Source organism: Streptomyces sp. NPDC028907 (assembly GCF_055564995.1).
Genome location: NZ_JBVHVE010000015.1, coordinates 119,859 through 135,052, shown reverse-complemented (window position 1 = coordinate 135,052; position 15,194 = coordinate 119,859). Strand labels below are relative to the sequence as shown.

The following is a 15,194-nucleotide window of genomic DNA, read 5'->3' as shown; positions in this document are numbered from 1 at the left end:
GAGACGACAAGGGCCGCGCCCGCGTCGGCCGACTGTCCGGGTGCCGCCCGAAGTGCGACGCTGGGACGAGAGCTGTCAGCCGAGGGAACTCGGGAGGGCACTGATGGGACGTGATGTGCCGGCCCTGGTGTTCACACGGGAGGACCGCCGTCGGTACCGGGAGAAGATGCACAGCTGTCTCGACGTGCTGGCGCAGATGCTGCGCGAGTCGACCTTCGAGAGCGAGCGCCCCCGGGTCGGCCTGGAGATCGAGCTCAACCTGGTGGACGACGCCGGACGCCCGGCGATGCGCAACACCGAGGTCCTCCAGGCCATCGCCGACCCCTCCTGGTCGAGCGAGCTGGGCCGCTTCAACCTGGAGATCAACATCCCGCCCCGGGAGCTGACGACCGGTGGCCCCGGCGCCTGGGAGCAGGCGATCCGGGACGCGCTCAACCACGCCGAGGACCGCGCCGCGGCCGTCGGCGCCCACCTGATCATGATCGGCATCCTGCCGACCCTGGGGGAGACGGACGTCGGCGAGCGGGCCCTGTCCGGCGATCCGCGCTACCGGCTGCTCAACGAGCAGATCTTCGCGGCCCGCGGCGAGGACCTGCGGATCATGGTGGACGGCGTCGAGCGACTGTCGACGTACGCCGACACCATCACCCCCGAGGCCGCCTGCACCAGCACCCAGTTCCACCTCCAGGTCGCACCGAAGGACTTCGCCGACTACTGGAACGCGGCCCAGGCCGTCGCGGGCGTGCAGATCGCCCTCGCGGCGAACTCGCCCTTCCTCTTCGGCAAGGAGCTGTGGCGCGAGACCCGCATCCCCCTCTTCGAGCAGGCCACCGACACCCGCCCGCAGGAGATCAAGGCCCAGGGCGTACGGCCTCGGGTGTGGTTCGGCGAACGGTGGATCACCAGCGTCTTCGACCTGTTCGAGGAGAACGTGCGCTACTTCCCGGCCCTGCTGCCCCTGTGCGACGAGGAGGACCCGCAGCGGGCGCTCGACGACGGCGGCGCCCCGCAACTGGGCGAACTGACACTGCACAACGGCACGATCTACCGCTGGAACCGGCCCATTTACGCCGTCACCGACAGCGGCCCGCACCTGCGCATCGAGAACCGCGTCCTGCCCGCCGGGCCCACCGTGGCCGACATCATCGCCAACGGCGCCTTCTACTACGGCCTCACCCGTGCCCTCGTCGACGAGGACCGGCCGATCTGGACGCGGATGTCGTTCTCGGTCGCCGAGGAGAACCTCCACACCGCCGCCCGCGACGGCATCGACGCCCGCCTTTACTGGCCCGGCATGGGCGAAGTGCCGGTCCCGGAACTGGTGTTGCGCCGCCTGCTGCCCCTCGCCCATCGCGGCCTGGAGCTGGCCGGCCTGGACGCGGCGTGGCGCGAACCCCTGCTGGGCATCGTCGAGCAGCGCTGCGTCGTCGCCCGTAACGGGGCCCTGTGGCAGGCGGAGACCGTGCACCAGCTGGAGAAGGCCGGCGTCCTTGACCGGGACGAGGCGCTGCGGCGGATGACCACGACGTACATGGACTACATGCACCTCAACGCGGCCGCGCACACGTGGCCGGTGGACTGATCGAGGTCGTGGACCAGCCTGGCCCGTGGACCGGCTTGGGACCGGGTTCTTTCACGGTGCCCTGGATCAGCCGCCGCTGAGTCCCTTCCAGGTTTCCGCCGCCGTCAACGGCACTGGCGCGGGCACTTGCGCCGAGGTCGTCAGCTCGATACGGCGCCCTTCGGACGACGACCGCAGCAACGCGCTCATCGTCTCCAGCACGTGCAGGGCGAGTTCGCCGTTCGCGCGGGGCGCGCGCCGCTCGTCGGCGGTGACGAAGTCGAGGAGTCCGACCCCCCGGGCGCCGTCGACGTAGCCCGCCGAGGGCGGGAGCGTACGCCACTCGCCGGCACCGAGTTCGAAGAGTCGCACATCGCCGTCGAAGCGGTTCGGGTCCGGGACCGCGAGGGTTCCCGTCTCGCCGTGCACCTCGATCGGCGCGGCGGTCGTCGCCACGCCGTCGAAGCTCGTCGTGATCGTCGTCAGGGTGCCGTCCACGTGCTCCAGGACACCGGTGACATGGCTGTCCACCTCCACCGGGATCCGTTCACCCGCGCGCGGGCCGGACCCGATCACGCGCTCGGCGCGCAACCGGCCGGCCGCGCCCGTCACGGCCCGCACCGGGCCGAGCAGGTGGACCAGGGAGGCGAGGTAGTACGGCCCCATGTCCAGCAGCGGGCCCCCACCCGCCGTGTAGTAGAAGTCGGGGTGCGGATGCCAGCGTTCGTGGCCCGGCGTGACCATCACGGCCGTGGCGAACTGCGGACGCCCGATGCGCCCCGCCGCCACGGCCGCCCGTGCCGTCTGGACACCGGTGCCGAGGACGGTGTCCGGCGCGCACCCCACACCGACCCCGGCCTTCGCGGCGGCGTCGACCACGGCGTGCGCGTCGGCGAGGTTCGCGGCCAGCGGCTTCTCCCCGTAGACGTGCTTGCCGTGCCCGACGGCGCCGAGGGCGATCTCGGCGTGGGCCGCGGGGACGGTGAGGTTCAGCACCGTGTCCACGTCCGGGCTGCTCAGCAACTCCGCGACGGTCAGCGCCCGAACACCGGGCACCTCGGCGGCGACCGCGGCCGACCGGGCGGCGTCCAGATCGGCGACCGCGGTGACCCGAAGGCGGGGGTGGCCGACGAGCGTGTCCAGGTACGCGCGGGAGATGACGCCGAGCCCTACGACGCCGATGCGGTGCGCGTCGCCCACAGCATGCCCCTCTCGATGACGGTGCGGACGGTCGGGTTCTCCAGGACGTCGAGACTGTGCCCCGGTGTCGTCACCACGACGCGTCCGGCACCCCACCGCCGGGTCCAGATCGCCGGCGAGGTGACCGGCCGGTGCCAAGGCTGCCACGGCCGGGCGGGGTGGGTGGTGGTGGCCAGAACGTCGATCAGGTCGTCGTGGAGCACCCAGTACTGCTCGGTGTGCAGCTCGAAGTCCTCGATGCCCGCCGTGACGGGGTGCTCGCGGCCCAGCTCCGTGATGTTGACGGTGTGGGACAGGTAGTTGTCCTCCTGACCCCCCACGCGTTCGCAGGGCTCCTTGCCCGGATGGGTCGCGAACTGCCCGCCCACCAGATGGAGATAGTCGGAAGAGGCGCGGAACGAGTCGGCGATGCCGCCGTGCCAGCCGGTGAAGCCGGTGCCGGCCACGACGGCCGCGCTCAGTCCCGCCAGTTGCTCGGCACCGATCTGCGACATCGTCACGCACTGGACGACGAGATCGGTGGCGGCCATCTCGGCTGTGTCGGCGTAGACGTCGGTGGACTCCTCGATCCGGACGGTGTATCCGTTGCTCCGCAGGAAGGGCAGGAACAGCTCGGTGGCCCGAACCGGCTGATGCCCCTCCCATCCGCCGCGGACCACCAGGGCCTTCTTCCGCGTCATCTCGTCCTTTCGTCGGGACGAATCGTCCCTTCGGGGGTCGAAGAACAGCGCCCTCACTATGCGCCAGGCGCCCGCCCCCAGGAAAGAGTCGCCGGATTGCGCGAAATTTTCGCTCGGAGGCGATCGACAGCCGGTGACCGGGCAGGCTTCGGGGGTCTCTCCTGTCCGGCTCGTCAACTCCGCGCCCTGGGAGCTCTCTTGGACATCGACGACACGTCAGCCGCCTCGGACGCCCTATGTCCCGGCCCGCTCTCCCGCCGCAGATTCCTCCAGGTCACCGCCACCGCGACAGCGGCCGCCACGGCAACGGCGGCCGCCAGCGTCGGTACACGCGCCACGGCCGCCGCCACCGGGACCTCCCTCTCCTTCACCGCCGCCACAGGCGGTTCCGCCACCCTCGCCCCGTCCGGTGACCGGCTGATCGCCGAGGTCCAGAACGTGCTCTGGTCCATTCCGAGGGACGGCGGCACCGCGGCCCGGATCACCGCGCCCGGCCTCGAACCCACCCGCCCGCAGTTCTCGCCCGACGGCAGCCGCCTCGTCGTCTGCGCCTACCGCGGCGGAGGCTTCCACCTCTGGACGCTGCGGCCCGACGGCACCGGGCTGCGGCAGCTCACCGACGGTCCGTGGGACGACCGAGGTCCGGCCTGGTCACCGGACGGCACCCGGATCGCGTTCGCCTCCGAGCGCGGCGGCGACACCGTGGCCGGCGCCCCGTACCGCATCTGGGTCGTGGACGTACGCACCGGCGCGACGACCCGGCTCACCGGGCGGCCCGGGCAGCAGGGCCCGGGACAGAACGGCGGTTGGGAGGACTTCGATCCGGCATGGTCGCCCGACGGTGAGCGGGTGCTGTTCGTGCGGGCCCGCGTCACCGCGACGGGCACCCTCAGAGCGGACACCGTCGCGTCCGTGGCCGCCGACGGTTCGGGCGCCGTCACCGCCGAGTACACCGACGACTCCGGCGCCCAGCTCATGACCCCCGCCGTATCGTCCGCCGGACGCGTGGCCCACCTGCGCACCACGGCCGCCCCCGCCGCCTCATGCACGCTCGTCGTGGACGGTACGCCGGTTGCCGTGCAGGGCGACCTCCTCCCCGCGCCGCCCCGCTGGACGGACGCCGAGCGGCTCCTCCTCACGGTCGACGGACACTTCCGCCTGGTCGACCCGGACGCGCCGGACGACGGCGAGGAGATCCCGTTCACGGCCACGCTGCCCGTGCACCGGCCCCGCCACCGCACCAAGCCGTACGACTTCGAGGGCACCGGCGCCCGTCCCGTCCGCGCGCTGCACCTGCCCGCCCTGTCACCGGACGGCCGCAGCGTCGCCTTCGCCGCGCTCAACGCGCTGTGGACCGCCGGGACGACGGGCGGCCGAGCACCCCGCAAGGTGCTCCAAGTCCCCGCCACCCGCTATGTCTCGGCGCCGACCTGGACGCCCGACGGCACGGCGCTCGTGTACACCGACGACCGCGACGGACTGTTCGCCGTACGGCGCCGGATCCTCGACTCGGGGGAGGAGGCCGTACTCGCCGGGGGCGGCCGCGTCTTCCCCGCCCTCTCGCCCGACGGGAACCGGCTGGCCTGCCTGGACATGTCCGGCAACCTCGTGGTCCGCGACCTCTCCGACGGCACCGAACGCGTCCTCGCCGCACCGCTCGGCGCGGGCGGGCTGCCCGGCCGCCCCAGCTGGTCACCCGACGGCCGCCACCTGGCGCTGTGCGACCGCAACCGCCTCAACCAGCGTTTCCGCGAGGGCTACAACCTCATCCGCGTCGTCGACACGACCACCGGGGCAGCAGCCCTGCACGCCCTCGCCCCGCACACCTCCCTCTCCGACCGCTACGACTCCGGTCCCGTCTGGTCCCCGGACGGTCGTTGGATGGCCGTGGTCGCGGAGTCCGCACTGTGGCTGCTGCCCGTCCGGGCCGACGGCACCCCGCACGGCGAGCCGCGCCGACTCACCACCGAACCCGCCGACCACCCCTCCTGGTCCGCCGACGCCCGCACCCTGCTCTACCTCTCCGCGGGCGCCCTGCGCCTCGTCGACCTCCGCGGGGGCGGGACCCGTACCGTCCGCGTTCCGTTGGACTACCGCAGACCCCGGCCCGCGGACACCGTCGTGCACGCGGGCCGACTCTGGGACGGAACCGGCGAGGACGTCCGCGAGGACGTCGACGTCGTGATCCGGGCCGGCCGGATCGCGGAGGTCTCCCCGCACCGCACCGGTCGCCCCGCCGCACGCCGCGTCGACGCGAGCGACCGCACCGTGCTCCCGGGCCTGTGGGACGCGCACACCCACCCCTGGCAGACCACGTACGGCGGCCGACAGACCGCACTGCAACTCGCGTACGGCATCACGACGGCCGTCTCGCTGGGCGGCTTCGCCTACGAACAGGCCCGCATCCGGGAGGCTGTCGCCGCCGGTGACCTCGCCGGACCCCGGCTGCTGGCCACCGGTGAACTCCTCGACGGGGCACGGGTCGCCTACAGCATGGGCCGCGCCCACCGCACCCGCGAGGGCCTGCACCGCTCGCTGGCGCGCGGGGCCGCGCTCGACTGGGACTTCGTGAAGACGTACGTGCGCGCCCCCGGGTGGGTGATGAAGGAGGCCGCCGACTTCGCGCACGAGCGGCTCGGGGTGCGCAGCGGCAGCCATCTGTGCAGCCCCGGCGTACAGCTGGGGCAGGACCTGACGACCCACCTCCAGGCGACCCAACGGCTGGAGTTCGGGCACGCGACATCGGCGACGGGGCGGGCGTACCAGGACGTCGAGGAGATCTACACCGCCACCGACTTCCATCTCGTCGCCACACCCTTCACCGCGCTGGCCCTGCTAGGCGCCGACCCCGCTCTCGCAGACGACCCGCGCGTCACCAGGCTCATGCCGCCCTGGGACACCGCGCTCGTCCGTCAGCAGGCCGGGCAGCCGCCCACCGAAGCCCAACTGGCCACACTGGCAAGGGAGATGAACGTCTACCGGCGGATCCTCGCGGGCGGCGGACTTGTCGCGCTCGGCACCGACCAACCGCTCGTCCCGGTCGGCCTGCATCTGCACCTGGCCCTGCGTGCCCTGCACCGCGCCGGCCTGTCACCGGCGGAGGCACTGCGCACCGCGACCCTGTTGCCCGCGCGGGTCTTCGGTGCCGACGCCGACCTGGGCACGCTTCAGGAGGGCAAGCTCGCCGACCTCACGGTCGTGGACGGCGACCCGTTCACCGACTTCGCCGCGCTGGTCCGTACGGCGGCGGTGCTGCGCGGGGGCGTGCTGTTCGAGCAGTCGGACCTGGTCGACGCCCTCGACGCCACGACAACACGGCGCGCGACCGGGGAATGGCTGGAGGTGAGCCGCCGGATGCGCCGTGAGGGGTGCTGTGAGCTCTGAGTGGTCATGGTCCCCACACACTTCCTGGGGTATCTGCGCAGGAGTATCACTCGGACTGCACACAGCCCGTCCAAAGCCTCGTTAGCGTTGCGAGCCGTTCGATTCTCCCGTGCGACCCCAGGAAGACCGCAGATGGACTACTGCTCCTCGTGCCGACGGCATCTCAACGGGGCCCTCGTGTGCCCCGGGTGCGGCGCCTACGCCCCGGACATCGCTCCCTCCGCGATCGGGGGCCCGACGGTGTCGGCCGCGCCCGCCGCGGTGGCGCCCGGCACGGCCGCGTGGGAACCCCCCGCCGCCGACACCTGGTACGACGGCTACTTCCGGGACGAGACGGCGGCGCCTTCGACGCCTTCCGTCGACTCGGACGGAACCGCGCCCCTTGCCGCGTCCGAGGACGTGGACGTGGATGGCGACGGGAACGTGGAAGGCTTCGGCGGCGCGGAAGGCGCACCTGCCGCCGCCCCTCTGGGCCGTGCGGCGCGCCGTCGGCAGCGGGCCCGGTGGAAGAAGAACCAGCGCCGCGCCGTGGTCGCGACCGCGGTCGCCCTGGTCGGCGGCGGACTGACCGTGTCCGCGCTGGACCGGCAGGGCGGCGACAAGGCCCAGGCGGCCACCGCGCCGGAACGTCCGAACGCGGCGGCCGAGCAGCAGGAGACCGAGCTCACCCGCCCGGCGTCCACTCCGGCGGACACCCGCGAAGCCCCGCGCGCCCACACGACTCCCTCGAAGACGTCACCCACCGACGCGGCGCGCGAGGCCATCACGACACCGCGCGCCACCCGGGAGTTCACCCGACCGGACGTCGCCGCCACCCCGAGCCCCGCGGCGACCACGGCTCCGCAGTCGCAGAGCGTCTCGTCCGCCGCCGGCGGCGCGAACTACGGCACCGCGAACTCGGGCGGCTCCGAATCCGCCTCCGGCGACAGCGGTGGCACGTCGGCCGAGCAGCAGACGCCGGCCCCGTCGGCGACCGACAGCTCCGACTCCGGCACCGCCACGTCACCGTCCAGCCCCGCCCCGGAAGCGACCTCGCCGGCGCAGCTCTGCGTGCTCAACCTCGTGTGCCTCGGCTGACCGAGCCGCCTGACCGCCACCCCGCCAATCTCATCGGAGCGCCCGCCACCTGAGATCGTCGTCACCCTCCCGCATCGCCACACAACCTCGTGGATGCGGTCATGCTGGAAGAAGCCGGACGTCACCGCTGACGCACCGGCACCAGCAGCAGGACGTCGTACTCAGGAAGGAACTCTCCATGGTCGAGCAGGACGAGCGCTTCGATGTCGTGGTCCTCGGCGCGGGCCCCGGCGGCTATGTCGCCGCCATCCGCGCCGCCCAGCTGGGCAAGCGGGTGGCGGTCGTGGAGGAGAAGTACTGGGGCGGCGTCTGTCTGAACGTGGGCTGCATTCCCAGCAAGGCGCTGCTGCGCAACGCCGAACTCGCGCACATCTTCACGCGCGAGGCGAAGACCTTCGGCATCAAGGTGGACGGGCAGGTCACCTTCGACTTCGGTGAGGCGTTCCGCCGTAGCCGCAAGGTCGCGGACGGCCGGGTCAAGGGCGTCCACTACCTGATGAAGAAGAACAAGATCACCGAGATCGACGGCCGCGGCACCTTCCTCGACCCGCACACCCTCCAGGTGGCCGGCTACGACGGCGAGACCCGCACCATCGGATTCGAGCACTGCATCATCGCCACCGGCGCCACGCCCAAGCTGCTGCCCGGCACCCGGCGCAGCGCGCGCGTGGTGACGTTCGAGGAGCAGATCCTGGCCGAGGAGCTGCCGGAGTCGATCGTCATCGCGGGCGCCGGCGCGATCGGCGTCGAGTTCGCCTACGTACTGCACAACTACGGCGTGCAGGTCACCATCGTCGAGTTCCTGGACCGGATGGCCCCGCTGGAGGACGCCGAGGTGTCCGCCGAACTCGCCAAGCAGTACCGCCGGTTGGGCATCGACGTACTGACTTCCACTCGCGTCGACGCCATCGACGAGTCCGGCCCGCAGGTGCGCGTCACCGTCACCGCCAAGGACGGCTCGCAGCAGGTCCTGGAGGCCGACAAGGTGCTCCAGGCGATCGGCTTCCAGCCGAACATCGACGGCTACGGCCTGGACAAGACCGGCGTGGCCGTGACCGAACGGGGCGCGATCGACGTCGACGGCCGCTGCCGCACCTCGGTCCCGCACATCTTCGCCATCGGCGACGTCACCGCGAAGCTGATGCTGGCGCACGCCGCCGAGGCCATGGGCATCATCGCCGCCGAGACCATCGCGGACGCCGAGACGATGGAGCTGGACTATGTGATGATCCCGCGGGCCACCTACTGCCAGCCGCAGGTGGCCAGCTTCGGCTACACCGAGGCCCAGGCCCGCGAACTCGGCTACGACGTCAAGGTCGCCAAGTTCCCCTTCACGGCGAACGGCAAGTCGCACGGCCTCGGCGACGCGACCGGCTTCGTGAAGCTGATCAGCGACGACACCCACGGCGAACTCATCGGTGCCCACCTCATCGGCCCGGACGTCACCGAACTGCTGCCCGAGCTGACCCTGGCCCAGCAGTGGGACCTGACCGTGCACGAGGTCGCCCGCAACGTCCACGCCCACCCGACCCTCGGGGAGGCGGTCAAGGAGGCGGTGCACGGGCTCGCGGGTCACATGATCAACTTCTGACCGTTCGGCCGCTCAGCCGTCCAGCCACCAGCGGGCCGCCGCCCAGGCGAACGCGTAACCAAGGCTGTTGACCGCCCAGTGCAGGGCCATGGGCGGCAGCAGACTGTCGGAGCGGCGGCGCAGCTCGCACAGCACGACCCCGGCGGCGGCCGTGGCGACGATCGCCGCGGCCACCGCCGGTGCCACCCCGGCCGCGCCGTCTCCGAAGACGGAGCCGACGGCGGCGTTGGAGCGGTTGATGCCCCGGGCCGGCATCAGATGCCACAGCCCGAACAGCAGCGACGACCCGGCCGTGGCCCACACCGTGCCGTGCCGCCGTCGGATCATGGCCCACAGGACGCCACGGAAGGCCGTCTCCTCCAGCAGCACGGTCCCGAACGGCACCCGCACCAGCGTCACCCACAGCAGCCGCGCCACGGACAGGTCGGCGGCCCGGGCGTCCCGGAAGGCCTCGCGCCCGGCAGGAGCGGCGAGGAGCAGCACCAGCACCAGCAGAACGACCCCGACCAGGACGGGCGCCCACCGCAAGCCCCTGCGCACGGCCGCCGCGTCGAGGCCCAGACCGGCCAGGCTGAGCCCGTCCCAGCGCGCGATCAGCAGCAGAGCCGCCGTCGAGGTCACGCAGACGACCACGTACAGGGCGGGGCCCCGCGCGAGCCAGTTGTTCAGCAGGTTCGCGACGGCGAGCACGGCGACAGCGCATACGATCCGCATCCGGCTTCCAGGATCCCCTGTCCCGGCTCCGTCGACGGCCCTCGGCAGGCCGTCGACCCGCCGGACGGGTATCAGCCGCCCGCCACGCTCCGCCAGAAGTCCCGCATCAGCGGCGTCGGCGTGGGGTTCTCCATCGCCACCTGCGTCAGCAGGATCGCGACCGTCCCCGTCGCCGGGACGACGTGCGCGGTGGTACCCGTGCCACCCACCCAGCCGTAGCGGCCGGGGACGTTCCACGGGTCGGCGCGGGTGACGTCGACCCCGCCGCCGTAGCCCCAGCCCTGGCCCTCCAGGAAAAGCGTGCCGTCGGCGCGCTGCCCGGCCGTGAGGTGATCGGTGGTCATACGGCTGACCGAGGCGGGTGTGAGGACCCGGCGGCCGTTCGACTCGCCACCGTTCAGCAGCATGCGGGCGAAGGCCAGCCAGTCGTCGGCGGTGGACACGAGGCCGCCACCGCCCGAGTGGAAGCGGGGGAGGATGCTCCACTGACCGTCGGGGGCGTCCGTCAGTTCCAGGGTTCCTCCTGGAGCCGGCGCGTACGCCGAGGTGAAGCGGTGCCGTTTCGGCTCGGGTACCTCGAAGGCCGTGTCCGGCATGCCCAGTGGCTCGAAGACGCGTTCCGCGAGGAACTCGGGGAGGGTACGGCCCGAGGCGCGGGCGACCAGGATGCCCTGGAGGTCGGAGGAGGTGCCGTACAGCCAGGCCCGGCCCGGCTGGTACAGCATCGGTACCCGGGCGAGGCGGCCCAGCCAGGTGGCCGGGTCCGGCCAGTCCCGCAGAGCCCGACCGTCCTTCTGCACCGTGAGCAGGGACTGCACGGCCGGAAGGGAGAAGTCGGACGGAAAGCCCCAGCCGGTGCGGGAGCTGAGCAGGTCCTCGACCGTGACCGGCCGGGCCGCCGGGACGACGTCGTCGACCGGGGCGTCCGGGGTGCGCACCACGCTCGGCTTCGCCAGCTCCGGCAGCCATTCCTCGACCGGCGCGTCGAGACGGAGCCGCCCATCCTCCACCAGCATCAGCACCGCGGCCGCGGTGACGGGTTTGGTGATGGAGGCGATCCGGAACAGCGAGTCCCTCGCCATCGGGGCGGTGCCGTCGACGTCCATCGAGCCGACGGTCACCACGTCGACGTCGTCACCCCGGGCCACGAGGCCGACGGCACCGGGCACACTCCCGTCGTCGACATACCGGTGCAAGGTCTCTCGCCATGAGTTCATCGGTGGCCTTCCCGCCGAGGTGATCGTCGCGGGTACGACTCCCGGGGCGGCGAGAAGTCATCGGCCGCGCATCCGCCTGCCCGCCCCTGTGGCGCCATGACGCCGGTTTGCGCATCCTCGGTGGTACCGCGTCTTCAGGGAGGCCCCACCCATGCCGGCCAAGAACCTCACCGCCAACCGCGCTGCCCTGGGCCATCGCGTCGCCTACGCCCTGCGCCACCCCGACCGCGTGCCCCGCCATCTGGCCCGCACCGCCCGCGACATGTGGCTGCGCCGCCGCCACCCCGACCACGTCTCCTACTACCGCGCCGTGATGCGCTCCGACACCCGGGCCGACCCGGACGCGGCGGTCGGCAGTCACAACCGGGAGCGGTGGCTGGCGCTCGGGGCGATGCAGTTCGACTACCTCGTCGGCCACGGTCTGCGCCCCGAGCACCGGATGCTGGAGATCGGGTGCGGGAACCTGCGCGGCGGCTGGCGGTTCATCCGCCACCTCGACCCCGGCCACTACCACGGCGTCGACATCTCGCCCGACATCCTGTTCGCCGCCCAGGACACCGTCGTGGAGATGGGCCTGCAGAAGCGGCTCCCCACGCTCACCCCGGTACGCGACCTGACGCTGCGGTTCCTGCCCGACGCCCACTTCGACGTCGTGCACGCCCACAGCGTCTTCTCGCACTCGCCGCTCCCGGTGATCGACGAATGCCTGGCCAACGTGGGCCGGGTACTCGCCCCCGGCGGCTGGTTCGACTTCACCTTCGACCGCACCGAGGGACGGGAACACCACGTCCTGCACGAGGACTTCTACTACCGCACCGAGACCCTCGTGGCCCTGGCCGGGAAACACGGCCTGCGGGCCCGCTTCATGACGGACTGGGAGAAGCTCCCGCACGGTCAGTCCAAGATCCGCGTCACCAACCCGGAGTGAACCGACACTCCGTCAGCCGTCGATGCCCGCCCCGAAGTAGGTCATCTGTCCCGGACCCTTGACTCGTCACGCGGAAGTGGCCATCCTCGTCGCACCTTGTGCGAGGTCATGACAACTCGACCCCGCTCTTCCGCCGACCGAGGGACGTGGGCTGTGACCAGTGCCGGACGCCCGTACCGCAGCCGCAGGCACGTCACTGTGGTGTCGCTCCTCCTGCTCGTGCTGTCCCTCACGCTCGGGCCCACCCCGAGCTCGGCGGCCGGTACCGACTGGTGGGACCCGACCGCACGGCCCGCGCCGGACTCCCAGGTCAACGTCAGGGGAGAGCCCTTCACCGGCACCAACGCCGAGGGAGAGGTGCGCGGATTCGTCGACGCGCACGACCACATCTTCTCCAACGAGGCCTTCGGCGGCCGTCTGATCTGCGGAAAGCCGTTCTCCGAGGCGGGTGTCGCCGACGCCCTCAAGGACTGCCCCGAGCACTACCCGGACGGCTCCCTCGCGATCTTCGACTTCATCACCCACGGCGGCGACGGCAAGCACGACCCCGTCGGCTGGCCCACCTTCAAGGACTGGCCCGCTCACGACTCGCTGACCCACCAGCAGAACTACTACGCCTGGATCGAACGGGCCTGGCGCGGCGGCCAGCGCGTCCTGGTCAACGACCTCGTCACCAACGGCGTGATCTGCTCCGTGTACTTCTTCAAGGACCGCTCCTGCGACGAGATGACGTCCATCCGGCTCCAGGCCAAGCTGACGTACGACATGCAGGCCTTCGTCGACAAGATGTACGGCGGCACCGGGAAGGGCTGGTTCCGGATCGTCACCGACAGCGCCCAGGCCCGGAAGGTCATCGAGCAGGGCAAGCTGGCGGTCATCCTCGGCGTCGAGACCTCCGAGCCCTTCGGCTGCAAGCAGATCCTGGACATCGCGCAGTGCAGCAAGGAGGACATCGACAAGGGCCTGGACGAGCTGTACTCGCTGGGCGTGCGCAGCATGTTCCTGTGCCACAAGTTCGACAACGCCCTGTGCGGCGTCCGCTTCGACTCGGGCGGGCTCGGAACGGCCATCAACGTCGGCCAGTTCCTGTCGACCGGCACCTTCTGGAAGACCGAGACCTGCAAGGGCCCGCAGCACGACAACCCCATCGGCAACGCAACGGCGGCCCAGGCCGAGGACGAGCTCCCGGCGGGCGTCGAGGTCCCCACGTACGGCGCTGACGCCCAGTGCAACGTCCGCGGCCTCACCGACCTCGGCGAATACGCCGTGCGCGGCATGATGAAACGCAAGATGATGCTGGAGATCGACCACATGAGCGTCAAGGCCACCGGCCGGGTGCTCGACATCTTCGAGTCCGCTTCCTACCCCGGCGTCCTCTCCTCGCACAGCTGGATGGACCTCGACTGGACCGAACGGGTCTACGGCCTCGGCGGCTTCATCGCCCAGTACATGCACGGCTCCGAGGGCTTCATCTCGGAGGCGAAGCGCACCGAGGCCCTGCGCGACAAGTACGGCGTGGGCTACGGCTACGGCACCGACATGAACGGCGTCGGCGGCTGGCCGGGACCGCGCGGAGCGGACGCGCCCAACAAGGTGACGTACCCGTTCAAGAGCGTCGACGGCGGCTCCGTCATCGACCGGCAGGCCACCGGGCAGCGCACCTGGGACCTCAACACCGACGGCGCCGCCCACTACGGCCTCGTCCCGGACTGGATCGAGGACATCCGCCGCGTCGGCGGCCAGGACGTGGTCGACGACCTCTTCCGGGGCGCCGAGTCCTACCTCGACACCTGGGGGGCCTCGGAGAACCACAAGGCCGGGGTCAATCTCGCGAGCGGCTCCAGCACATCGGCCAGTTCGTCGGAGTGGAGCCTGTTCACCGACTACCAGCCCCACCGGGCCGTCGACGGCGACGGCTCAACCCGCTGGGCCAGCGACTGGAGCGACGACCAGTGGTACAAGGTCGACCTCGGGTCCACGCACCTGGTCAAGCGGGTCACCCTCGACTGGGAGCGCGCCTACGGCAAGGCGTACCGCATCGATCTCTCCACCGACGGAGTGAACTGGCAGACCGTCTGGTCCACGACGTCCGGCGACGGCGGCTTGGACACGGCCGGATTCCCCGGCACACCGGCCAGGTATGTACGCATCCAGGGGCTGGACCGCGGCACTGACTGGGGCTACTCCCTCTACGAGGTCGGCGTCCACGGCAGCTGACACCCACGAGAGGGGTTCCATGGCACGGTTGCCGTCCGCCGAGCGGCGGCGACAGCTCACCGAGGCGGCGATCAGAGCGATGAGCCGGGACGGCGTCCCCAGGACGACGACCCGGTCCATCGCCGCCGAGGCAGGCGTTTCGCTGAGCGTCTTCCACTACTGCTTCGACTCCAAGCAGGAGCTGGTCGAGTCCGTCATCACCACCCTCACCGAGCACTCCGTGACGCGCGTGAAGGACGCCATACGGCCCAGAGCCACCTTCGATGAGACCGTCCGGGCCGGTTTCCGGGCCTACTGGGACCACGTCCGCGCCCACCCCGACGAGCACATGCTGACCTATGAGCTCACGCAGTACGCGCTGCGCCAGCCCGGCTTCGAGCACCTGGCACGCCGCCAGTACGAGCTGTACGCCGAGACGTACGCCGAGCTCATCGACCAGCTGCGACAGACCATGGGCCTCCGGCTGCGCGTCCCCGTCCCCGTCCTGGCCCGCTACCTGGCCGCCATGACCGACGGCCTGACCCTCAACTACCTCGTACTCGGCGACGACGAGGCCTGGACCGCCGTCCTCGACACGGTCACCGCGCACATCGCCGGGCTGGTGCAGGAGACCTGATCGGGGGCG

The 15,194-nt window shown here is 71.5% G+C and carries 11 protein-coding genes; 7 read left to right on the top strand and 4 right to left on the bottom strand.

The window, feature by feature from the left end:
- Positions 1 to 103: 103 nt before the first annotated feature.
- On the top strand, positions 104 to 1,582 hold the full coding sequence (locus ACZ4UU_RS36205; RefSeq protein WP_471907642.1) for a glutamate-cysteine ligase family protein: 1,479 nt from the start codon (positions 104 to 106) through the stop codon (positions 1,580 to 1,582).
- Between the two features lie 66 nt (positions 1,583 to 1,648).
- Here ACZ4UU_RS36205 and ACZ4UU_RS36200 read toward each other — a convergent pair whose 3' ends face one another.
- Positions 1,649 to 2,761 carry a Gfo/Idh/MocA family protein gene (locus ACZ4UU_RS36200; RefSeq protein ID WP_471907641.1) on the bottom strand — a complete coding sequence of 371 codons (1,113 nt, stop codon included), beginning with the start codon at positions 2,759 to 2,761 and terminating at the stop codon, positions 1,649 to 1,651.
- Positions 2,731 to 3,441 carry a ThuA domain-containing protein gene (locus ACZ4UU_RS36195; protein WP_471907640.1) on the bottom strand — a complete coding sequence of 237 codons (711 nt, stop codon included), beginning with the start codon at positions 3,439 to 3,441 and terminating at the stop codon, positions 2,731 to 2,733. The genes ACZ4UU_RS36200 and ACZ4UU_RS36195 overlap by 31 nt, the downstream gene beginning before the upstream one ends.
- 198 nt (positions 3,442 to 3,639) lie before the next feature.
- On the opposite strand from ACZ4UU_RS36195, the gene ACZ4UU_RS36190 reads away from it, so the two are divergent.
- The 3 genes from ACZ4UU_RS36190 to lpdA all read left to right on the top strand — a co-directional run bounded on the left by ACZ4UU_RS36190 (position 3,640) and on the right by lpdA (position 9,493).
- Positions 3,640 to 6,825 (top strand): amidohydrolase family protein, encoded by a 3,186-nt coding sequence (locus tag ACZ4UU_RS36190; protein ID WP_471907639.1) that lies wholly within the window; start codon positions 3,640 to 3,642, stop codon positions 6,823 to 6,825.
- Positions 6,826 to 6,957: 132 nt separating this feature from the next.
- A complete protein-coding gene (locus ACZ4UU_RS36185; protein WP_471907638.1) occupies positions 6,958 to 7,902 on the top strand; it encodes an SCO2400 family protein in 945 nt (314 codons plus the stop codon).
- Between the two features lie 178 nt (positions 7,903 to 8,080).
- Complete coding sequence (gene lpdA / locus ACZ4UU_RS36180) at positions 8,081 to 9,493, top strand: dihydrolipoyl dehydrogenase (protein WP_471907637.1); 1,413 nt, start codon at positions 8,081 to 8,083, stop codon at positions 9,491 to 9,493.
- A gap of 12 nt (positions 9,494 to 9,505) precedes the next feature.
- Here the strand turns inward: lpdA and ACZ4UU_RS36175 are convergent, their stop codons facing one another.
- Positions 9,506 to 10,207, bottom strand: a complete 702-nt coding sequence (locus ACZ4UU_RS36175) for a lysostaphin resistance A-like protein (RefSeq protein ID WP_471907636.1) — start codon at positions 10,205 to 10,207, stop codon at positions 9,506 to 9,508.
- Positions 10,208 to 10,278: 71 nt separating this feature from the next.
- Positions 10,279 to 11,424, bottom strand: coding sequence for a serine hydrolase domain-containing protein (locus tag ACZ4UU_RS36170; protein WP_471907635.1), 1,146 nt, complete (start codon positions 11,422 to 11,424; stop codon positions 10,279 to 10,281).
- A gap of 151 nt (positions 11,425 to 11,575) precedes the next feature.
- Between ACZ4UU_RS36170 and ACZ4UU_RS36165 the strand changes: the two genes are divergently transcribed.
- The 3 genes from ACZ4UU_RS36165 (at position 11,576) to ACZ4UU_RS36155 (ending at position 15,185) form a co-directional block, all read left to right on the top strand.
- A complete protein-coding gene (locus tag ACZ4UU_RS36165; protein ID WP_471907634.1) occupies positions 11,576 to 12,352 on the top strand; it encodes a class I SAM-dependent methyltransferase in 777 nt (258 codons plus the stop codon).
- A 153-nt stretch (positions 12,353 to 12,505) separates the two neighbouring features.
- Positions 12,506 to 14,569 (top strand): galactose-binding domain-containing protein, encoded by a 2,064-nt coding sequence (locus tag ACZ4UU_RS36160; protein WP_471907633.1) that lies wholly within the window; start codon positions 12,506 to 12,508, stop codon positions 14,567 to 14,569.
- Positions 14,570 to 14,588: 19 nt separating this feature from the next.
- Entirely contained in the window at positions 14,589 to 15,185 is a 597-nt protein-coding gene (locus ACZ4UU_RS36155) for a TetR/AcrR family transcriptional regulator (RefSeq protein WP_471907632.1), read from the top strand.
- Positions 15,186 to 15,194 lie beyond the last annotated feature (9 nt).